The sequence below is a fragment of the Paenibacillus aurantius genome (genome assembly GCF_032268605.1).
GTDB classification, from domain to species: Bacteria; Bacillota; Bacilli; order Paenibacillales; family NBRC-103111; genus Paenibacillus_AO; species Paenibacillus_AO aurantius.
This window is the reverse complement of record NZ_CP130318.1, coordinates 6,205,566-6,224,444: the sequence shown is the minus strand read 5'-3', so window position 1 is coordinate 6,224,444 and position 18,879 is coordinate 6,205,566. Positions and strand designations below refer to the sequence as shown.

The window sequence follows — 18,879 nt, the reverse complement described above, 5'->3', positions numbered from 1 at the left end:
GTGATAGCAGTTCGAACCTGTTGAGGAGGATTTTATACAAGTGATGTTACCGAGTGAAAAGTATTTTGGTAAGTTTGAGGCGGTTTTTTTATTTTACGGAGCCATGCCTACAGGCGTTACGGTTTCTGAAACCGGGCGTATTTTCATTTGCTTTCCGAAATGGGGAGACGATGTTAAATTTACGGTGGCTGAAATCGTTCGCGGTACCTTACAGCCTTATCCTAGTTTAGACACTAATGTAGTAAGCCCATCGAATATCACATCATCCTTCATTAGTGTCCAAAGTGTCGTTGCTGATGGAAATGGTACGCTTTGGGTACTGGATACGGGAGCTCCTAATTTCTCAGTACCCATCAAAGGGGGGGCGAAGTTAGCCGCTGTAGATTTAAATTCAAACACCATAAGAAGGGTATATACCTTTCCGGAAGATGTTGTCCTGCCGACCACTTATCTGAATGATGTCCGATTCGATTTTCGTGTTGGTAAAGCAGGTTATGCTTATATAACGGATTCGTCTTCCCGAGGACCAGGAGCCATTATTGTCGTTGATTTAGAAACCGGTTATGCCTGGAGACGGTTAAACGGGGCAAATTCAACTTCGCCCGATCGCTTTCTCTTACCGAAAGTTGAAGGTAAAATCCTGATGAATCGAAACAAAGACGGGTCTACTTCACCCTTTAGATTGGCATCTGATGGCATAGCGATTTCCCCGGACGGCAAGATGTTGTATTTTTGCCCTCTCTCCAGCCGTCATCTGTACTCGATTTCAACGGAAGCCCTAAGAAATCGAACGATACCGGATATGAATTTACAGGATCACGTGAAGTATTGGGGAGAAAAAGGTGCTTCAGATGGAATGATCACCGATGCAAAAGGAAACGTTTACGCTGGAGACTATGAAAACAATAGTATTCGAAAGATATTGCCGAATGGAATAATGGAAACCATCGCACATGATCCTAGGATTTTATGGCCGGATACTTTTTCTATTGGTCCAGATCAATACTTATATTTCATCGTGAACCAATTACATCGGCAGGCAAGATTTCATTATGGAAATGACCTGCGGCAGAAGCCCTATAGTTTACTCCGTATGAAAATAGACGAACCACCTGCCCCTACCTTTTAATAAATCTCAAGCTGTTCCGCAAGAAATGGTTCCATCCGCATGAGCTGCAGGAGCAGTTCCAGCTGGATATGCCCGGAGCCGGACAGACGGCCCAAATCAGCCAAATGAACCCGGCGCAAAGGCATGTTCGCCTGGACACCGGACGAGCATAAGGGAGGGCACGAGGCATGAAGGCGGTCACGTTCCAAGGCATCAAGAATGCGGTGGTGAAGGACGTCCCCGCTCCGAGAATTGAGAAGCGGGACGACATGATCATCCGGGTGACGTCGACGGCCATCTGCGGCTCGGACCTGCATTTGTTCCGCGGGATAATTCCGAATCTGCAGGAAGATTACATTTTTGCGGAAGTTTTCGCATAGGCAGGGGGAGAGGGCGGTCCGCCCCTCTCCTTCTTTTTTTCCACCCTTGTCCGGTTCGGGATGGCTGGTAGGAGCATCTACTATACCAAGATGACATAGGGAGGAATGCTAGAATGAAACGCCAGCGCAAGACGGTTCTGATTAAGGCGGGCGGTGCCAAGAAGCGTACCGGAGTAAAAGCCACCCTGGAAACGTTCACCGTCAGCGGGGATGTGGGAGGATCTCATTCCTTTGTGATCAATCCGGGCTTCCGCAACACACAGGATATCTTCGTGCCTGTGCCCGGCGGGCAAAGCCTGCATCTGGATTTGGCCCGGTTCTTCCTGCGGAGTTCGAACCTGCGGCTGCGGATTCGGGTGTCCGACGCGGAGAACCCGACCAAGCCGTCGTTCCGGCCGCGCCAGATTACGTCGCCGACCCGGGCCGGGCAGTTCGGCAACCGGGTGCTCCTCGTCAACAATTTCTCGGATTTCGCCGAGGTTCGCCTGACCGTCTCCGTGGTGGCCGTGGCCCGGGCAACGGTTCGGCCGTCGGACGGCTGGTCGCTCCTGTTCTCCATCCGGAAGCCGTAACAGCCAAAAAGTCTGCCGCCCGGGCGTAAGCGCGGGGGCAGACTTTTTGCTGTGCGTGGCGGCGGGCCGCTGTCCACGTATTAAAGTCAGCGGGAAAGGCTGGCGGGCTTCATCTTGGCCTGCCGGACCGCGATGAGGGCATACACAAGGAAGAAAACGGCCAGCGCCGCGTATACGGCGGTAAGCGAAGGAAGCAGCAGCAGGACGATCCCGCACAGAACAAGGAGAGTTAAAGGATAGCCCAGCCCAGCCCAAGAGAGCAGGCCTTTTGATGCTGCATAAGGGCGAAAGATAAGAACGGTGGAAAGCACATACAGGGCGAAGCCGCTCCAGGCCAGCCAAGCAAAGGAACGCAGAGCGAGCTCGTGATTAAGGGCGTACCGGATGACATTGGAGACGATCCCGAGCGACAGGAACGTAAACAGGTGGCCGTAAATGACCGGATGGCCCGGGCCGGCCCGGTTCTCATGGGCCTCCCTCTCCGAGGATTCGAAATAATGCCACCAGATCGCGACGGCGATCGAGAACCCGATCAGCACCGCCCAGCCCGACTGCAGCGTGAGCGAATGGTGCCGGATCGTGTCGACCATGACGAGAATGAGCTCCCCGAGCAGAATAATGGTCGCCAGCCCATAGCGCTCCATCAGGTGATGGTGATGCACCGGCATCCGCCGCAGGAGGCGGCGTCCGGCTAGCGGCAGGGCGATGTCGACCACAATGCCGAGATACAGCACGTAGAACTTCGCCACCCCCGGGAACAGCACCGAGCTGAAGCTGATGGCGGACCCGATGAGGAAGCTCAGGCAGAGGTAACTGGCGACCTGGCGCGGCAATCCGCGGTGCCGGTTCCACACTCTCGCGTACATATAAACCGTCGACAGGCGGATGCCCACATACCCGATCATAAAGAAGAGGTAATAGGCTTCGAAATCGACGTTGATGTTGGCCGCCATGATTATGACGAAGAGCATCTGGATGAAGTAGACGATGCGCTGGGCGGGGCTGTCCTCGCCGAAGCGGTTCACGTACAGGGTAAAGCCGGTCCAGGCCCACCACAGGGGAACGAAGATCAACGGGAATTTGAGCAGGGCATCGGTCGGGATATGCCCGTCGTGGGCTTCCGCCAGCACATGGGCGGCGATGGAGATGGCCACGACATAGATCAGATCGTAAAAGAGCTCGAGCCAGGTTACTTTTTTCGGATGAATGGGGGTTGTCCTCCCTTTGGGTTATTTCCGGACTTCCGGTTCCTAACCAAAGGGTACAAGGGAAGCGGTGACAAAGCAATGCCCATCTTGTCTTAATTTCCGTTCCGTGGTGCCGGGCACACAGTGGGCGGGGACTAGCGGCGGGTGACGTCCGACCGGAAAATCCCTTCCTGCCATCTTTCATAGATCACGAGACGACAAGATTTACGATCAGGTACAGCCAGAACCTCGGGTAGGTGAACGGGAAAATCAAGAGGATTCCGACGAAGAACACTCCATACACGAAGGAAATGTTCGTAATGATCCCCCACGGCACGATGCGGGTCAGCATGACCCACCAATGAAGGGAATATAAACGGATGCGGCAATCCGGCATGCAAAATGCCCTGTCCGGCGGATGTCAAAGGGAAATTCCCTTTGCCATCCGGCAGACAGGGCCTATCCGAATCCTTGCTTATTGAGGTCTGTTAGGCACGGCCGGGTCGGCCCCCGGCTTCCGTTCCCCGGTAAAGCCGTCGAGCCCCTGTCTCTTCAAATCCTCGGCTACGAGCCGGGCCAGCACTTCCGCCCCGGAGCGGTTCGGATGAAGGGTATCGCCCTTCATGTACAAGGCGAGCGTGGCCTCCGGCCCGATCTCCGTGAAATAAGCCGAGCTCAGCACATTCAGATCCACGAGCGGGACGTTCTCTTCCTGGGCTAACGCCAGGGTGGAGGCCCGGTACCACCGGTTCACGGACGAGTGAACGCCCTCGGCGTTGAAGTCGGTGGCCCGGCCCTGCGGGGTGACCAGCACGGGAGTGGCTCCCTTGCTCTTTACCTGCTGGACCATGTCGCGCATGTACTCCTTGAACTGGGCCTCGGTGGTGGTGTTCTTGGGGTTGGTGTCATTGATCCCCATTTCGAGCAGGAAGTAGTCGCCCGGCTTGATGTATTTCAGAATCGCTTCCAGCTGGCCGTCGTTACGGAAGCCTCTCGCGATCTGGCCCCCCGAAGCCATATTGCGCACAAGGAACGTACCGGAATCGACGAAGGATGGGAACAGCTGCCCCCAGCCGGCCTGGATGCTGCTGTCGAGCGGGTAATAGTTGCACACGGTCGAGTCGCCGCCAATATACACCGTACGATTCGTGACCGGATGACGGGACAGCTTGTTGATCTCCAGGGCGCTTAATGTAAAGTTCGTCCCCGCTTTCCCTTCGGTAACGAGAAGATTCAGCTGCCCGTCGGTAATGGGAATTTGGAACGAATCGACGGCGTTGTTGCCGGTCATGTTGATGATCTGGTAGACCCCTTCGGCCGCCACGCTTGCCCGCGTGGTATTACCTAGTGTTACCTTTACTTCATACAGCCCATTGGGCAGATCCACCTGAAAGGTATTGTCGCTCTTCGTCCCGTACGTCACGAACTGGACGGCATCACTCGCGACACCGGTTCCTGAAGCCGGTACGTTGATCATATGTTCCGGGGTGTTGAAGCCGTAACGCTGCTTCTCGGTATACCGGTCGGAAGCCTTGATGCCGATATATCCCTTCTCCACGTCCCCGTCTCCGAAATCAAACCGGTAATGGCTTGGCTCGGCCCCGGCCGGTTGGGCCGGGAAGCTTTCGGCCCAAGCGGCCAGAACTACCACGAAAACGACGGCCATCAGCCCGACATTTCTCTTCATTTCCTTCCTCCTCCAATCGATTGATCGTAGTGTTAGTCTGGGAAACGCGGTGCATTCCGATTCGTCCTTTCACCTCCTTGGGCCCTGATTATAGAAAGGGAGGGGCTTTCCTTCAATGGGATATTTTTGCAGACGGTCCGATCGGACTTGTCTATTCTTGGCCGGATTTGGACAGGGGAGGGAAGGCGCTAGAAGAGGGAGATCCTTGAAATTCCGATAGAAAGGAAAAACCGGCGCCTCAGCGCCGGCCTCCCGGTGTTTCTTGTATGCGGCAGTTATGAAAAGCCGTCAGCTTCCATTGCCCTTCCCTCTTCACGAGCACATTCGTATTGATCGAGCCCCGGTCCGGTTCCGCGGCTTCGGCTGCCCCGGCGAGCCGGGCTTCCCCGACGGCAATCACGATGGCCGTATCCGGGCCAAGAAAGCGGGGCTCCAACGAGTCCGATGAGCGGTATTCCAGAACGGAGCCGCGGAGAGGGCCGTCGAACAGCCATTGGTGGACCTCCCCGATCTGCTTGCTCCCTTTCAGATGCTGCCCGGAGAACGTAATGTAATCCGCATCCTCAGTAAAACAGCTTCCATAGGCGGCCCCATCCCCCCGGTTCCAGGCCTCGCTCAGCCTCTTAAACACCTCTTGAACCGCCTCCCGGTCTTGCACGATACTCATTTCCCTCATCCTTTCTTCGATTTAATGGTCCTGGCCGGGTTTTCTCCGGCATGCTATACTTACGGGAAAGCTTAATTAATGAATTTTCTTAATGAATCATATATCTTAATTAATTAAGACATATACGAATCTTACCTTGGAGGTTATGCGATGTCAAGGGAAACTTTCCCATCTTCATTCGAGCAGCTAAGCCCCCTCCGTCAGGAGCTGATCGGGGAGCTGCGGCAGAACAGCACGCGGGCCGTTATGTTTCACCAGCTGATCTCAGAGCAGCTCGGCCTTAACGCGACCGATCACAAGTGCCTGGATTTCCTGAACCGGACAGGTCCGGTCACGGCGGGGCAGCTCGCCCAATTAACCGGTTTGACCACGGGGGCGGTAACAAGCGTGATCGACCGGCTCGAGAAGGCCGGGTATGTGGTCCGGGATAAGGACCCGAACGACCGGCGGCGGGTCGTGGTCAAGACGGTAGCGGACAATACGGCCCGGATCGCCCCCTTGTTCGCCTCTGTTCTGGAGTCGACGATACGGCTATTGGAGGCTTACACGGAAGAGGAGACGGCCCTTATTCTGGATTTCGTCAAGCGGTCCAACGAGATGACGCTGGCGGAAATGACCAAGATCAAGAACGAACACGGGGAGGAAAAGGCATGACGAAGAACGGGGCGAAAAGTCTGATGGAGGCATTTCGGCAGGCTCCCTATCGGCTGACGGGACACGGGCCCAGAACGGTGGGGGTGCTGAAGGAGGCTCTGCAGGACATCGATGACGGGCGGGACAGCGATATGTACGGCAAGGGAGAGGTCATCGAAGCTTTCCAGCAGAAAATGGCGGCGGTTCTCGGGAAGGAAGCGGCCGTTTTCTTTCCGAGCGGGACGATGGCCCAGCAGATTGCGCTGCGGGTCTGGTGCGACCGAAAGGGCGTAAGGAAGGTTGCGTACCATCCCCTATGCCACCTTGAAATTCACGAGGAGGACGGGCTGAAGAGGCTTCATCACATCGAGCCGGTCCTGCTTGCCGACTCCGGCCGTTTGATCGGACTCGAGGACGTAACCGGCCTTAAGGAGGACATCGGCTGTCTCCTGCTCGAGCTTCCCCAGAGGGAGCTCGGAGGGGAGCTGCCGGCGTACGAGACGCTCAAAGCCATCTCCGCCTACTGTCGGGAGAAGGGCATTCCGCTGCACCTGGACGGCGCCCGGCTGTTCGAGATTCTGCCCTATTACGGGAAGACGGCGGCGGAGGTTAGTGAGCTTTTTGACAGTGTGTATCTCTCCTTCTACAAAGGCCTTGGAGGGGTGGCGGGAGCGATTCTGGCCGGCAGCCGGGACTTCATGGCGGAAACGGTCCCCTGGAAGCGCAGGTACGGAGGGGACCTCATCTCTCTGTATCCTTACATCCTGAGCGCGGATTATTATTACGAGCAGCGGAGCTCCTGCATGGAGCAGTATTACAGGGAAGCCCGGGAGCTGGCGGCCCTGTTCAACGAATGCCATCCTGCGGTTTCGACCCGTCCGCCGGTTCCCGTCAGCAACATGTTCCATGTTCACCTCCGGGCTCCGAAGGAGAAGCTCGAGGCTATGCTTGCCGGGCTCTATGAAGAGACCGGGATCGGGATGACCGGCTGGGTAGCGGAGAAGGACGGACACGTCTCATCCTTCGAGATCAGCGTCGGAGACCAGTATGGACGCATTCCGAAGGAGGAGCTGCGTGAAGCGTTCCGGAAGCTCGGCTTGCGGTTGTCGGCCCTGCAGCAGGCAGATTAGGGAGAGGAGAAAAGGGATGGACACAGAAGCTCTTATTCAGCAAATGACCACAAGGTTGAGCGGCGTGAAAGGGGTGCGCGCCATTGTGCTCGGCGGATCCCGGGCGGCGGGAACCCATACGGCCGCCTCCGATATCGACATCGGCCTTTACTATGAGGGTGAGGACTCACTCGATGTGACGGCCCTCCAAAAGGCCGCCGAAGAGCTGGATGATCACCCCCGAAAGGGACTGGTCACGCCAATCGGGGAGTGGGGCCCTTGGGTCAATGGCGGCGGCTGGCTGAAGGTGCAGGGCCAGGCGATCGACTGGCTGTACCGGGATGCCGCCCGGGTGGACGCTGTCCTGGAGGACGGCCTGGCCGGAACCATCACCATCGATTACTACCCGGGGCATCCTCATGGGTTCGTGAATTCCATATACCTCGCCGAGGTGGCTCTCTGCCGGGTGCTGTGGGACCCGGAAGGGCTGATCGCCGGCTGGAAGCGGAAGACGAGGGAGTATTCCGCCGTCTTCCAGCAGGCGACGATCCGCAAGTTTCAGTGGGAGGCCTCTTTCTCGCTTCTGCTGGCTGCCAAAGGGGTGGACAAAGGAGACCTGTCCTACGTGGCGGGCTGCTGCTTCCGGGCGGTGTCCTGCCTCAATCAGGTGCTTTTTGCCCTGAACAAGCGGTACTGTATGAATGAGAAGGGAGCCGTGCCCCTTGCGGATACGTTTTCAAGGAAGCCGGCGGACTACAGGAGGAGGGTGGAGAGCATCTACGTCCTGCTGTCCGAGGACGCGGGGGCGTGTAGGGAGGCGCTTGACCGGCTTGGCGGGCTCATTCGGGAGACAGAAGCCCTTGGCTAATGCCTTACCCGGTAACGGGGATGGAGAGTAAGCCTGGGCAGGCGCCGAAAGGTCATAAGGAAACGGAGCAGCATTCGCAGATAAGGCTCCGGATGGAAGCGGGGCTGGTGCCGCGGCGGGAGCAGCCGAGGGAGAACCGGCAGCGAAAAAAAAACAGGCCGAATAACCAAAAAACCAAGCAGAGGACGGTTTCCAGTCCTCTGCTTGGTTATACAGGTGGATAGAAAGGGCTTACCCCAGGAAGCCGATCAAGAGAAGGCCGGACAGAATGAGAGCCGAGCAGAGAATCCGCACGCGGCCTTGCTTTTCCTTTAGAACGACGATCCCCAGGATCGTCGCAAAGACGGTTCCGATCTCCCGGACGGGCGAGATGTGGGCCACAGGAGCCAGCTGCAGGGCGAAAAGAAAGAGCAGGTAGGAACCCGGGTTAAGCACGGAACCGAGGACGATAAGCTTGGCGTGGGCCTTCCACTCCTCCTTCAGCTGCTTCGAGCGAAGGGCGATCGGGGTCAAGGCGGCCGTGAACCCAAGGTTGGTGACCTCAAGGAGGGAAAGAGGCGAAAGGTACCCGAGGTTGATCCGGTCGACCAAGACGTAGCAGGTGGTGCAGACGCCGACACTGAGCGCCAGGAGGAACGGCTTGACGGCTCCAGGGGCTGGTGAACGGCCGGCGAACCCGCTTAGTCCCAGAAAGCCGGCGATCATGGCGGCGAGGCCGGTCCATCCGAACGGGGACAAAGATTCCTGCAGAAACAACACGCTGCAGAGAGGAATCAGAAGCGTGCTGGTTCCCCGCATAATCGGATACACCTGGGACAAGTCCCCCATCTGGTAAGTCCGGGCGAGCAGAAGGGCATATCCTCCCTGAAGGCAGGCTGACAGGAGAAGGAAGCCATACGCTTCGGGAGGAAGCGGGGTAACCCACAGCTCCCGGACCAGGACGGGGAGCAGCACGAGGGTGGCTACCGCCATGATCAACCAGAGAAAGACGCTCTTATTGCGGCTGACCTTGGCAAAGAGACTCCATACGGCATGAAGGAGGCCGGATGCGACGACAAGCAGCAAAGACACGGTCAACAAGGGGCACCCTCCAATGGGAATAAGGGATTAAGCACCGGGCGTATGCTCGGGCTGGTGATGGACCACAAGGCCGCCGGCAAGACGAAGCCAGGAATCAAAGGAACGCTCGCCTTCCCGGAGCCGGATCATCCGGGCTCCCCGGGGGAAGCCTTCCCGGCCGTAAGTGTTGTACCCAGTGGCCCGGCCGTAGCAGAGCCGGATTCCATGCAGCTCTCCCCAATAGTCGTTCACATGGTCGTGGCCGCAGAAGATTCCCCCGATCCCGCCTGTCTCCAGCATGGCGGCAAATAGACCGGAATTCACGGCCGGGCAGCAAACCTCCTCGTATTTATGGCCGTAGCAGGGGTTCTGCTCCCACACCTGCTTGAATTCGGGCAGCGGGATATGAAAGAACGCAAGAGAGGGACTCTCCGGGTTCATGCCCTGCCGGGCTTGCTCCCGGTACCAGTCGATCTGATCGGAGCGGATCCAATCGTAGCCTTTCACGGTATCGAGCGGAGAGTAGCTCCCGGAATCGAAGAAATACAGCTGGGCCGCCGCTTCTCCGTTTCCGCAGCTGCCGATGGTAAGCCGATAGTTGCCGACCCCGCTAAGCTTCTCCGGTCCCCGTTCCGTTACGGTATGCGGATGCTTTAGGACAACGGCCATCAGCTCGTCGCGGGTAATTCCCGATTCGGTGTCATGATTGCCGAAGACCACAGCCCACGGGATGCCCCGTTCCTCCGCCGGAAGAACGGCATCCCGGAAGGCCTGCAGGGGCTCCTCGCATACCGGATGGCCGGGAGTTACATAGCCGGTGTAGATGACATCGCCCGTAAACACGACAAGGTCCGGCTTCTCGGCGTCCAGCACCTCCTCCATCAGCCGGCGGGTCTGCTGGTCCTCCTTGCCTCCGTCCTTCCAATGCAGATCCGTAAACTGCGCAATGGTGAAGGTGCGGTCTTCGCGAAACTTAAGCTCTTTTGGCAAAGTAAGGTCCCCCTATCCATGGAATTGTTGTATAATTGTTGTGGATTTATGTAGTATTCTTGTTGTTTCGTGCAAATTGTAGCTCCGATGATCCATGGATGTCAATCATTTTTTGGAGTGGAGGATACACGGGATGAAAGGGAGAGGTTCTTATGTCCGTAACCTATGAAGATCGACGGATGACCATTCTGGGTCTTCTGGAAATGGAGGGAAAGGTCCAGGTTCCCCAGCTGGCCGAGCGGCTGGGCGTCTCGACGGAGACGGTACGGCGCGACCTGGACCGGCTCGAGAAGGAAGGCAAGCTGCGCAAAGTGTATGGGGGAGCCGTCAAGATGCGTATGGAGCTGCATGAGCCGCCATTCATGAAGCGAAGCCAGATGAACCCCGCCAAAAAATCGTCAATCGGCCGGCTCGCCGCCTCTCTCGTTCAGGACGGGGAGACCGTCATGGTCGATAACGGGACGACGACGCTTGAGATTTTACCCCACTTGAGGGACCGGAAGGACCTAACCTTGATCACCCATTCCGTACCCATTCTGAACTTGGCCATGGAGATCCTTCGGGGCCGGGTCATTTTCGCGGGAGGGGAAATCGATCCCGAATGCCAGGCGGCCGTCGGGTCGCTGACGGAACAAATGCTCGATGGGTTCAAGGTGAACAAGGCATTCCTCGCCGCGGGCGGCATCTCGGTGACGGATGGGGTGACCGACTACCATCTGGGGGAAGTCAACATCAAGCGGAAGATGATGCAGAGGGCGGAGGAAACGATTCTCGTGGCGGACCATTCCAAATTCGGGAGATCGACCTTCGCGCGCATAGCCCGGCTGGAGGAGTTCTCCATGCTGGTTACGGATTCCGATTGCCCGAAGGAATGGGTGGAGAAGCTGGAAGCGCTGGGAGTGGAACGGATGATCAGCGAATAAGAGGCGCGGGGAAAAGACGTAACGCTTATCCCATTCGAAGCCGCGGGTCAAAGCTTCCCGTCGGCTCCCTCATCCGCTACCGCTCCGGCAAGATGCTTGGGCCGGAACTCCGTGGGCGACAGGCCCGTCCAGCGCCGGAACTGCCGGGAGAAATGGGAAGCCGACTGGAAGCCGAGCCTCTCGGCGATGCGGGTCATCGGCAGGTTGGTGGTGACGAGCAGCTCCTTGGCGAGCTTCAGCTTCTGCCGGCTCACATACTGCTGGGGCGACAGGCCGTACACCTTGGCAAAAAGCTTGCTGCACTGGCTGCGGCTCAGGTTAAGCTCCTTCGCCACGCCGGCGACGGACGCTTCCCCGCTCATGACGAGCGCCAGCCTCTCCTCCACCTCGTGGGCGAGGTCCGCCGCGAAGAGCGACGGGGAGCCGCCTTGGTCGGGAGCGGAGGCGCCAGAGCCGGAAGCGGAGGCAGCGGAACGGCCGAGGGAACGGCCGGAGCCCCGCCCGGCTGCACGGCCGCCCCCCCGCCCGTAGGGCTGTACGGCTGCCGCCTGCGGGCGGGACGGCCGGTCCTCCCGAAGCAGGGCCAGCAGCTCGTGGAGGAGGAGCAGGGTGTACGCCTGCAGGAGCAGGAGGTCCCCGAACGGGAGAGGGGCCGTCTCGTCCGTCCCGCCGGCCTGCCCGGAAGACGGATCCTTCCGGCTGCGGTCGCGCACCTGCTCGAGTTCTTTTACATAGGAGGTCAGCTTGCTTCCCTCTGTTTCCTTCCTCATGAAGTGCCGGTAGGGCGCAGAGGCCAGCAGGCCGCGGATGCCGTCGTCGTCGAGGTCGAAATGCACGTTGAAGTAGCCGTATTCCGCCTCCGACCGGTTGGCCAGCTGGTGACGGACGCCGGCCTTGATCAGCAGCCAGTCTCCTTCCCGCAGAAGTAGGCGCTCCCGGCTGATTTCCTGCTCCACTTCGCCGCGGAAGCAGTAGACGAGTTCGAACAGGTGATGGTGATGCAGCGGATACGTCCATCCGGGCGGCTTCCGGCCGAAATGGCAGCCCGTCACCTGCAGCGTATGGGTGAAGCTGGGGAATTGGAACAGCTCTTCCACCGGTTTCCTTCCTTTCCGAATCTGGAATCCCTTTTGACTTCATCTTAGCATTCCATCGGCACATTTGGTATAGAACTGGCTCCATTTGGGGATGGAGCGGCCCGGCATCATCAGCGATGATGGAAGCAGGAAACGCATTCGCAGGAAGTCAACAGGAGGGGTTGCCATGGCCATTTTGGAAGCAGGAAAAGGACAGTTTACGCTGGACGGAGAGCCGGTTCAGCTCTTGTCGGGAGCGATTCATTATTTTCGCGTGGTGCCGGAGTATTGGGAGGACCGGCTGCGGAAGCTGAAGGCGTGCGGGTTCAACACAGTGGAGACCTATGTCCCCTGGAACCTGCATGAACCGCAGGAGGGCCGCTTCGTCTTCGAAGGGCTTGCGGACATCGAGGGCTTCATCCGGCTGGCCGGAGAGCTCGGGCTGCATGTCATCGTAAGGCCGAGTCCCTACATCTGCGCGGAATGGGAGTTCGGCGGGCTGCCGGCCTGGCTGCTGAAGGAGCCGGCCTTGAAGCTGCGCTGCATGGACGAGGCCTTCCTGCGGAAGGTCGACCGCTATTACGACGAGCTGATCGCCCGCCTCGTCCCGCTGCTGAGCACCCACGGCGGGCCGGTCATCGCCATGCAGATCGAGAACGAATACGGCAGCTACGGCAACGACAAGGCGTACCTGTCGTATTTGCGGGACGGGCTGGTCCGGCGCGGCGTGGATGTGCTGCTGTTCACCTCCGACGGACCGGAGGACAGCATGCTGCAGGGAGGCACCGTCCCGGGCACGCTTGCCACCGTAAATTTCGGCTCCAACCCGGAGGGGACCTTCGACAAATTCCGCCGGTACCGCGACGAGGACCCGCTCATGTGCATGGAGTACTGGAACGGCTGGTTCGACCACTGGCTGAAGCCGCACCACACGCGCGATGCGGCTGATGTGGCCGATGTCTTCGCGCGCATGCTCCGTGCGGGGGCTTCGGTGAACTTCTATATGTTCCACGGGGGAACGAACTTCGGCTTCTACAACGGGGCGAATTACCAGGAGAAGTACGAAGCGACGATCACAAGCTATGACTACGATTCACCGCTGTCCGAATGCGGGGACGTGACGGAGAAATTCCGCGAGGTCCGCCGCGTCATCGCGGAGCACCTCGGCAGGGACGAGCGGGAATTTCCGCCGCTTCCGGATCCGATCCGGAAGATGAGCTACGGCCGGATCGCCTTGACAGAGAAGGCGGACCTCCTGGAGCAGCTACCGAAGCTGTCCCAGCCGGTTAAGAGCGTCTCACCCGTTCCCATGGAAGAGCTCGGGCAGAGCTACGGTTTCCACGTGTATTCGACGCACGTGACCGGGCCGCGCACCGGGGAGCAGCTTCACCTGCAGGAGGTGCATGACCGGGCGCAGGTGTTCCTCGACGGCGCCTATGTGGGAACGGTGGAACGCTGGGAGCCGAAGCCGCTGTCCTTGGACATCCCGGCAGGGGGAGCCCGGCTTGAGCTTGTGGTGGAGAACATGGGGCGTGTCAATTACGGCCCGCGGCTTCGGGACCGCAAAGGGATCACCGAGGGCGTGCGCTTGAACAACCAGTTCCTATTCGACTGGAACCAGTACCCGCTTCCGCTCGATTCGGCGGACTCGATCCCGTTCGGCCCCCTCCCGGAAAGCGGTAACCGGGAAGACCGTCCGGCGTTCTACCGCGGGACCTTCACCGTTCAGGAGAAGGGCGACACCTTCATCCGTCTCGACGGCTGGACGAAGGGCGTCGTCTGGATCAACGGCTTTAATCTCGGCCGCTACTGGTCCCGGGGGCCGCAGCGTACGCTCTACCTCCCGGCCCCTCTGCTGCGGGAAGGGAATAACGAAATCATCGTGTTCGAGCTGCATCATGCCGAGGGGCCCGTCATCGAGCTGACCGATACTCCGGATTTGGGATAGGGAAGCTCAACCCAAAAAGCAATAAACGCCGGTTCCAGGGAATCGGGTTTATTGCTTTTTCTAGTGCGCATTAAGAGGTTTTCTCGCCAACAAAGCTACGTGATAAGGCCCTACGTCTCGGCAAGCTTCCGGAGAATGCGCTCGATCCCTTCGTGAAGGGAGGAATGGTCTTGGTCCGGCAGATGCTCCGGCCTCACGAGCTGGACTTTCTTCGCCTCGTAATAGTCGTACAGCGCCTGCTTCAGGGAAAGGCCTTCCTCCATCAGGAAGGAGGAGGAGAGCATTTTCCGGAGCACGACCTCGTCCTGCATAATGAGGATGGACGGGTTCAGCTCGTGGAAGATTCCTTTCTGCATGCCTCCCCGGTAGAACGAGTGAAGGGAAGCGAGCCGTTCCTTTTCGGAGGCTGTCTTGGTCTCAAAGAGGAGCGGGCAGCTCGTCTGCAGGTCGTGCAGGAAGACGTCGGATGCATAGATGGCGGAGAAGACGGCCTGCTCGAACACCTTCTGCAGCCGGATGGGGTACGGTAAGGCTTCGTTGGAGATCGTCTGGTCCGCTTCCCGGATATAGGCCATGCACACTTCCGCCGCCTCCGTGATGATGTCTTCCTTGGAGGAGAAATAGTTATAGAGGGAGGCCCGGCTCATGTTCATCAGATCGGCCAGATCTTGGATCGTAAGGGATTGGAACCCTTGGGTGCGGACCGCTTTAATGATTTTTTTGGCATAGGCCTGCCTCATGCGCTGTCTTTCTTCCGGCTCGATTTTGCGCAAATCACCACTTCCTTTATCCTACCAAGTATATCATAATCGAACTTTGCCGGATTTCCTTAACCGGATTTAACCGGTTTACAAAACGGGGAAAGAGGAGTATGGTAATAGACGCGCCTTTATTTTAGACATTTTATTATATATTTGTCTATAATGTATTAGAAGGGAATGGCAAAATTCCTATGATCTTTATAGGATTCGGTTAAACTAAGTAACCTAATCACAGGTTTCCACCGACCGAAAGGAGAAATCAGCATGACAACCAAACCGGTAACCAACGATTTTCGTGAGATAGTGGCCGGACGCCGGTCCATCAAGAACTATGACCCCTCGGTCAAAATCAGCCGGGAGGAGATGGAGGAAATCCTCACGCTCGCGACCCTGGCTCCTTCCTCCGTCAATATGCAGCCTTGGCGCTTCCTCGTCATCGAAAGCCCGGAGGCCAAAGCGATCCTGGCTCCGCTCGCCCGCTTCAACCGGAACCAGGTCGAAACGTCCTCCGCGGTCATCGGGGTCTTCGGAGACATGAACAACTACGTCCATGCCGAAGAGATCTACGGACAAGCCGTGGAACAGGGCTTCATGCCGCAGGAGGTCAAAGACAAGATCCTGTCCTCCTTCAAGGGGTATTACGAAACGATTTCCCGCGAGGACATGAGGGACGTCGTGCTCGTGGACGGCGGTCTCGTGTCCATGCAGCTGATGCTCGCGGCCCGGGCCTTCGGCTATGACACCAATCCGATCGGGGGCTACGAGAAGGACAAGATCGCGGAAGCGTTCGGGTACGACAAGGACCGCTATGTTCCGGTCATGCTCATCTCGATCGGCAAAGCCGCCGACAGCGGACACCCTTCCACCCGGCTTCCTCTCAACAAAGTCGCCCAATGGAAATAAAGAAAGGAGACCAGCTATGATTATTATTCATGCGCAGTTGACGATTGATCCCGCCAAACGCGAAATGTTTCTTCAAGCCGTCCAACCGCTGATCGCCGCGTCCCGCGCCGAGAGCGGGAACGTGTCGTACGATCTGTATCAGCCGGCGGACAATGCGAATGTCTATACGATGGTGGAGGTTTGGCAGGATGCCCAAGCGGTGGCGGACCATAACGCCAGCGAGTCCTTCACCTCGTTCGTAGGGCAAGCCAAGAACTTCCTAACCGCACCGCTCGGGGTAAAAGCCTACGAAGGGCAGCCTTTGCCGCAGTAACCAACTGCTTTTGGCGGGCGTGGACAGAGTATTTTTAACTGGAAAAAGGAGCCGTCCAAAGGGAATTTCCCTTCGTAACGGCTCCTTTTCTTTATGCTTCCCGTATGCTTCCACTCTCTTGAATCGCTAATTCCGCCCCGGCCGCTTCCGGCTGTCCGATCAGCGGCATCCGCTTGAACGCCATCCAGGCATATACGGCAATCCCGGCCATGAGCACGGTCATCATAACCGCCACCACCTTCATGCCACTGGAAAAAGCTTGCCCGGCCCCTTGCAGGAGAGCTTCGGCCTGGGAATCCGGCAGGCTGGCCGCAGCCGAGACCGCTCCCGCCAGGCTCTCCCGGGAGGCTTCGGCCGCTGCCGGATCCAGCCCGGCCGGAAGGAGCTCCTTGACCTGATGACGAAACAGGTAGGCTCCGATGCTGCCGAAGACGGCAATGCCAAGCGCGTAGGCGAATTCTCCACTCGTTTGCAGCAGGGAAGCGGCCGAGCCCGCTTTCTCCGGGGGAGCCGACCCGATGATTTGCCCGCTCAGCAGGCTGGGGACAGGAGAGGAGCCCGCGCTGAATAAGATATAGCCCGCGACCAGGTTAGCCAGACCGGACCCGGCTCCGGCTTGCGACAGAAGGACACAGCCCGCGGCCGCGATTACCAGCCCTGTCCCGATGAGGGGCGAAGGCCGAATATACCGGGCCAGAATCGGCGACAGGAGCATGCCGGCCATGGACGCTATCACGCCCGGAAGCATCCACATGGCGGCGGAAAGCGGAGTCATGCTCTGAACAAATTGAAGCTGCTGGGCAAGGAAGAGCATAATCGCACCCGTTAAGGTAACCCCGAACATGCAGCCGAGAGCGGAACGGAAGACTGGGCTGGCAAAAAGGCTTACCTCGAGCAAGGGATGGGAGAGGCTCCGCTGCCTTCTGACGAACACGGCCCCCAGAGCGATTCCCAACCCAAGAGCAAGGACAGGAACGAGTCCCGGGTTTCCCTTGGCAACCTCCTTCAGGCCGTAGATAAACGGAAGAATAGCGCCCAAGGATAACCCGACACTGGGAAGATCCAGGCGCCCGGCCTTCGGGTCCCGGTACTCGGGAAGCAGGAGAGGACCCGTAACAAGCAGCAGCGCCATGACCGGAACGCCGAGAAGGAAGACCGAGCCCCAGGAGAAATGCTCCAGCATCGCGCCTCCGACCACGGGGCCGAGGGCCATGCCTCCCATGGAGCAGGCAAACCAGATACCGTACCCAAGGGAACGCTGCTTGGGATCGCGGAAGAGGCTGCCGATTAAGGCCATGGCGGACGGGGCTATGGCGGCCCCGGCCACGCCAAGCACAGACCGCGCGGCAATCAGCATGCCGACGCTGCTGGAGAAGGCAGCCAGGACCGAGGCCAGGCCAAAGCACGCCGCGCCGAGGAGAAGCAGCTTGCGCCGGCCCATCCGGTCCCCGAGCGTCCCCATCGTGATCAGGAAGCCGGAAAGCATAAATCCGTAGATGTCCATGATCCACAGCTGCTGGATGCTATCCGCCCCGAGCCCGATGCCGATATGGGGCAGGGCGAGAATCATGACGGACACGTCGATCGAGACGAGCAGGGCGGGCAGAGCCAGCACCCCAAGCCCTATCCATTCCTTCAGCCCGGCCCGCTGCGTGGATTCCATGGCGGCCTTCATTCTTGGCCGTCGAGAACCTTGCCAAGCATGTCCAGCATCAGCTTCGTACCGTGTTCCCGTTGTTCGGGGGTATCCTGCCCATCCAGATAAACCCCTTGCTCCGTATAGATCAAACGGGTACCGCTTGGGTCCTGCAGGAATTCGACCGTCGTCACGGATACCGAGATCCGGGTTTCTCCCATGTCCAGCGTGTAGCTGTAAACAATCCGCTGGTCCGGAACGATGTCCTGGTAGCAGGCGTCAAAGGTGAAGACCGGGCCTCCGTCGGGACCTCCCCGGCTGAACTCCCGTCCTCCCACGCGGAACTCAAATTGGTCGGCGCCGGAGAACCAGCCGGCTTTGATTCCCTTATCCGCCCATGCCGAGAAGACCTTGGAAGGGGAATGGGGATAGCTTCGTTCGATAACAAAAGTGGAATGGTTCGAGGATGTGGTTTTATTCATTAGGATTTCCTCCTTGGCCGGGTTCTCCCGGATTGTTGTCTAAATAAGCGCCCAGCTGATCGAGATAGAGATTCCAGCCGGCTTTCTTCTCGTCCCAGTGCTTTTCCTGGCTGGATTTCATGGTCTGCATAAGGTTGGTGAAGGTCTCGACCGTCAACGGTTCGTTCCGGTGCATCAAGCCGGCTACATGCTCCAGCTCCCGCAGCAGCTTCTGCTGCGTCCGGATCGTTTCCCGGAGCCGGGCCATCTGAAGGGAGACAATATCCTGCAGCCCCATGCGTTTCCCTGTCATCACTTCTTTGATTTGCTCGAGGGACAAGCCTAATTCCTTCAAGGAAAGAATTTGCTGCAGGCGGGAGAAGTCCGACTCGGTATAAAGCCGGTAGCCGGAGACGGTATGACCGGACGGGGAGAACAAGCCGATCTGATCGTAATAACGCAGCGTGCGTATCGTGAGTCCCGTCATTTTCGCAAGCTGTCCAACCTTCCATTCTTTCTGCATGATCATTCCTTTCTTTGACGCTAGCTTTCTACCGGTAATTCGACTATACACGATGACGTTACGTAAGGGTCAAGG

At 58.2% G+C, this 18,879-nt stretch carries 20 protein-coding genes and 1 pseudogene; 10 read left to right on the top strand and 11 right to left on the bottom strand.

The features are described 5' to 3' along the window. Positions 1-43: 43 nt before the first annotated feature. From MJA45_RS28180 to MJA45_RS28170, 3 genes and pseudogenes are all read left to right on the top strand, one after another. The gene (locus tag MJA45_RS28180; protein WP_315608124.1) at positions 44-1,129 is read left to right on the top strand and encodes an L-dopachrome tautomerase-related protein; all 1,086 of its coding nucleotides are present in this window, start codon (positions 44-46) and stop codon (positions 1,127-1,129) included. A 167-nt stretch (positions 1,130-1,296) separates the two neighbouring features. After that, positions 1,297-1,467, top strand: a pseudogene (locus MJA45_RS28175) (glutathione-dependent formaldehyde dehydrogenase); the annotation flags it as partial. Between the two features lie 134 nt (positions 1,468-1,601). Beyond that, the gene (locus MJA45_RS28170) at positions 1,602-2,060 is read left to right on the top strand and encodes a hypothetical protein (RefSeq protein WP_315605205.1); all 459 of its coding nucleotides are present in this window, start codon (positions 1,602-1,604) and stop codon (positions 2,058-2,060) included. Positions 2,061-2,146: 86 nt separating this feature from the next. Here the strand turns inward: MJA45_RS28170 and MJA45_RS28165 are convergent, their stop codons facing one another. The 4 genes from MJA45_RS28165 to MJA45_RS28150 form a co-directional block, all read right to left on the bottom strand. Beyond that, positions 2,147-3,268 (bottom strand): low temperature requirement protein A, encoded by a 1,122-nt coding sequence (locus tag MJA45_RS28165; protein ID WP_407083178.1) that lies wholly within the window; start codon positions 3,266-3,268, stop codon positions 2,147-2,149. Positions 3,269-3,455: 187 nt separating this feature from the next. Continuing rightward, complete coding sequence (locus tag MJA45_RS28160) at positions 3,456-3,644, bottom strand: hypothetical protein (protein ID WP_315605203.1); 189 nt, start codon at positions 3,642-3,644, stop codon at positions 3,456-3,458. A 78-nt stretch (positions 3,645-3,722) separates the two neighbouring features. Next, positions 3,723-4,934: a rhamnogalacturonan acetylesterase gene (locus MJA45_RS28155; protein WP_315605202.1), complete on the bottom strand. Its 1,212-nt coding sequence runs from the start codon at positions 4,932-4,934 to the stop codon at positions 3,723-3,725. Between the two features lie 238 nt (positions 4,935-5,172). Next, positions 5,173-5,601, bottom strand: coding sequence for an SgcJ/EcaC family oxidoreductase (locus MJA45_RS28150; protein WP_315605201.1), 429 nt, complete (start codon positions 5,599-5,601; stop codon positions 5,173-5,175). Between the two features lie 150 nt (positions 5,602-5,751). On the opposite strand from MJA45_RS28150, the gene MJA45_RS28145 reads away from it, so the two are divergent. The 3 genes from MJA45_RS28145 to MJA45_RS28135 are packed head-to-tail and all read left to right on the top strand — an operon-like array spanning position 5,752 to position 8,211. Next, on the top strand, positions 5,752-6,255 hold the full coding sequence (locus tag MJA45_RS28145) for a MarR family winged helix-turn-helix transcriptional regulator (protein WP_315605200.1): 504 nt from the start codon (positions 5,752-5,754) through the stop codon (positions 6,253-6,255). Continuing rightward, positions 6,252-7,364, top strand: a complete 1,113-nt coding sequence (locus tag MJA45_RS28140; protein ID WP_315605199.1) for a threonine aldolase family protein — start codon at positions 6,252-6,254, stop codon at positions 7,362-7,364. Before MJA45_RS28145 ends, MJA45_RS28140 begins: the two co-directional genes overlap by 4 nt. 16 nt (positions 7,365-7,380) lie before the next feature. Beyond that, positions 7,381-8,211 (top strand): nucleotidyltransferase domain-containing protein, encoded by an 831-nt coding sequence (locus MJA45_RS28135; protein ID WP_315605198.1) that lies wholly within the window; start codon positions 7,381-7,383, stop codon positions 8,209-8,211. A 231-nt stretch (positions 8,212-8,442) separates the two neighbouring features. Here the strand turns inward: MJA45_RS28135 and MJA45_RS28130 are convergent, their stop codons facing one another. Beyond that, the gene (locus MJA45_RS28130) at positions 8,443-9,282 is read right to left on the bottom strand and encodes an EamA family transporter (protein WP_315608123.1); all 840 of its coding nucleotides are present in this window, start codon (positions 9,280-9,282) and stop codon (positions 8,443-8,445) included. A gap of 36 nt (positions 9,283-9,318) precedes the next feature. Continuing rightward, positions 9,319-10,260 carry a metallophosphoesterase family protein gene (locus tag MJA45_RS28125; protein ID WP_315605197.1) on the bottom strand — a complete coding sequence of 314 codons (942 nt, stop codon included), beginning with the start codon at positions 10,258-10,260 and terminating at the stop codon, positions 9,319-9,321. A gap of 179 nt (positions 10,261-10,439) precedes the next feature. Here MJA45_RS28125 and MJA45_RS28120 point away from each other — a divergent pair, with 179 nt between their 5' ends. Beyond that, positions 10,440-11,183: a DeoR/GlpR family DNA-binding transcription regulator gene (locus MJA45_RS28120; RefSeq protein ID WP_315605196.1), complete on the top strand. Its 744-nt coding sequence runs from the start codon at positions 10,440-10,442 to the stop codon at positions 11,181-11,183. Between the two features lie 47 nt (positions 11,184-11,230). Here MJA45_RS28120 and MJA45_RS28115 read toward each other — a convergent pair whose 3' ends face one another. Next, positions 11,231-12,280: an AraC family transcriptional regulator gene (locus MJA45_RS28115; protein WP_315605195.1), complete on the bottom strand. Its 1,050-nt coding sequence runs from the start codon at positions 12,278-12,280 to the stop codon at positions 11,231-11,233. 166 nt (positions 12,281-12,446) lie between these two features. Between MJA45_RS28115 and MJA45_RS28110 the strand changes: the two genes are divergently transcribed. After that, positions 12,447-14,207 carry a glycoside hydrolase family 35 protein gene (locus MJA45_RS28110; protein WP_315605194.1) on the top strand — a complete coding sequence of 587 codons (1,761 nt, stop codon included), beginning with the start codon at positions 12,447-12,449 and terminating at the stop codon, positions 14,205-14,207. A 110-nt stretch (positions 14,208-14,317) separates the two neighbouring features. On the opposite strand, the gene MJA45_RS28105 is transcribed toward MJA45_RS28110, so the two are convergent. Continuing rightward, positions 14,318-14,980, bottom strand: coding sequence for a TetR/AcrR family transcriptional regulator (locus tag MJA45_RS28105; RefSeq protein WP_315605193.1), 663 nt, complete (start codon positions 14,978-14,980; stop codon positions 14,318-14,320). Positions 14,981-15,232: 252 nt separating this feature from the next. On the opposite strand from MJA45_RS28105, the gene MJA45_RS28100 reads away from it, so the two are divergent. Together MJA45_RS28100 and MJA45_RS28095 are read left to right on the top strand one after the other, a co-directional pair. Next, on the top strand, positions 15,233-15,871 hold the full coding sequence (locus MJA45_RS28100) for a nitroreductase family protein (RefSeq protein ID WP_315605192.1): 639 nt from the start codon (positions 15,233-15,235) through the stop codon (positions 15,869-15,871). Positions 15,872-15,887: 16 nt separating this feature from the next. Continuing rightward, entirely contained in the window at positions 15,888-16,184 is a 297-nt protein-coding gene (locus tag MJA45_RS28095; protein WP_315605191.1) for a putative quinol monooxygenase, read from the top strand. Positions 16,185-16,275: 91 nt separating this feature from the next. Here the strand turns inward: MJA45_RS28095 and MJA45_RS28090 are convergent, their stop codons facing one another. The 3 genes from MJA45_RS28090 to MJA45_RS28080 are packed head-to-tail and all read right to left on the bottom strand — an operon-like array spanning position 16,276 to position 18,804. Beyond that, positions 16,276-17,859, bottom strand: coding sequence for an MFS transporter (locus MJA45_RS28090; protein ID WP_315605190.1), 1,584 nt, complete (start codon positions 17,857-17,859; stop codon positions 16,276-16,278). Then, entirely contained in the window at positions 17,856-18,302 is a 447-nt protein-coding gene (locus tag MJA45_RS28085; protein WP_315605189.1) for an SRPBCC family protein, read from the bottom strand. The genes MJA45_RS28090 and MJA45_RS28085 overlap by 4 nt, the downstream gene beginning before the upstream one ends. Continuing rightward, the gene (locus tag MJA45_RS28080; RefSeq protein ID WP_315605188.1) at positions 18,295-18,804 is read right to left on the bottom strand and encodes a MerR family transcriptional regulator; all 510 of its coding nucleotides are present in this window, start codon (positions 18,802-18,804) and stop codon (positions 18,295-18,297) included. Before MJA45_RS28080 ends, MJA45_RS28085 begins: the two co-directional genes overlap by 8 nt. Between the last annotated feature and the right edge of the window lie 75 nt (positions 18,805-18,879).

Coding starts and splice junctions, on each gene's coding strand:
- MJA45_RS28085 (WP_315605189.1), bottom strand. CDS start 18,302: ATGAATAAAACCACATCCTCGAACCATTCCACTTTTGTTATCGAACGA.
- MJA45_RS28150 (WP_315605201.1), bottom strand. CDS start 5,601: ATGAGTATCGTGCAAGACCGGGAGGCGGTTCAAGAGGTGTTTAAGAGG.
- MJA45_RS28110 (WP_315605194.1), top strand. CDS start 12,447: ATGGCCATTTTGGAAGCAGGAAAAGGACAGTTTACGCTGGACGGAGAG.
- MJA45_RS28135 (WP_315605198.1), top strand. CDS start 7,381: ATGGACACAGAAGCTCTTATTCAGCAAATGACCACAAGGTTGAGCGGC.
- MJA45_RS28080 (WP_315605188.1), bottom strand. CDS start 18,804: ATGCAGAAAGAATGGAAGGTTGGACAGCTTGCGAAAATGACGGGACTC.
- MJA45_RS28120 (WP_315605196.1), top strand. CDS start 10,440: ATGACCATTCTGGGTCTTCTGGAAATGGAGGGAAAGGTCCAGGTTCCC.
- MJA45_RS28140 (WP_315605199.1), top strand. CDS start 6,252: ATGACGAAGAACGGGGCGAAAAGTCTGATGGAGGCATTTCGGCAGGCT.
- MJA45_RS28180 (WP_315608124.1), top strand. CDS start 44: ATGTTACCGAGTGAAAAGTATTTTGGTAAGTTTGAGGCGGTTTTTTTA.
- MJA45_RS28155 (WP_315605202.1), bottom strand. CDS start 4,934: ATGAAGAGAAATGTCGGGCTGATGGCCGTCGTTTTCGTGGTAGTTCTG.
- MJA45_RS28095 (WP_315605191.1), top strand. CDS start 15,888: ATGATTATTATTCATGCGCAGTTGACGATTGATCCCGCCAAACGCGAA.
- MJA45_RS28145 (WP_315605200.1), top strand. CDS start 5,752: ATGTCAAGGGAAACTTTCCCATCTTCATTCGAGCAGCTAAGCCCCCTC.
- MJA45_RS28100 (WP_315605192.1), top strand. CDS start 15,233: ATGACAACCAAACCGGTAACCAACGATTTTCGTGAGATAGTGGCCGGA.
- MJA45_RS28170 (WP_315605205.1), top strand. CDS start 1,602: ATGAAACGCCAGCGCAAGACGGTTCTGATTAAGGCGGGCGGTGCCAAG.
- MJA45_RS28090 (WP_315605190.1), bottom strand. CDS start 17,859: ATGAAGGCCGCCATGGAATCCACGCAGCGGGCCGGGCTGAAGGAATGG.
- MJA45_RS28160 (WP_315605203.1), bottom strand. CDS start 3,644: ATGCCGGATTGCCGCATCCGTTTATATTCCCTTCATTGGTGGGTCATG.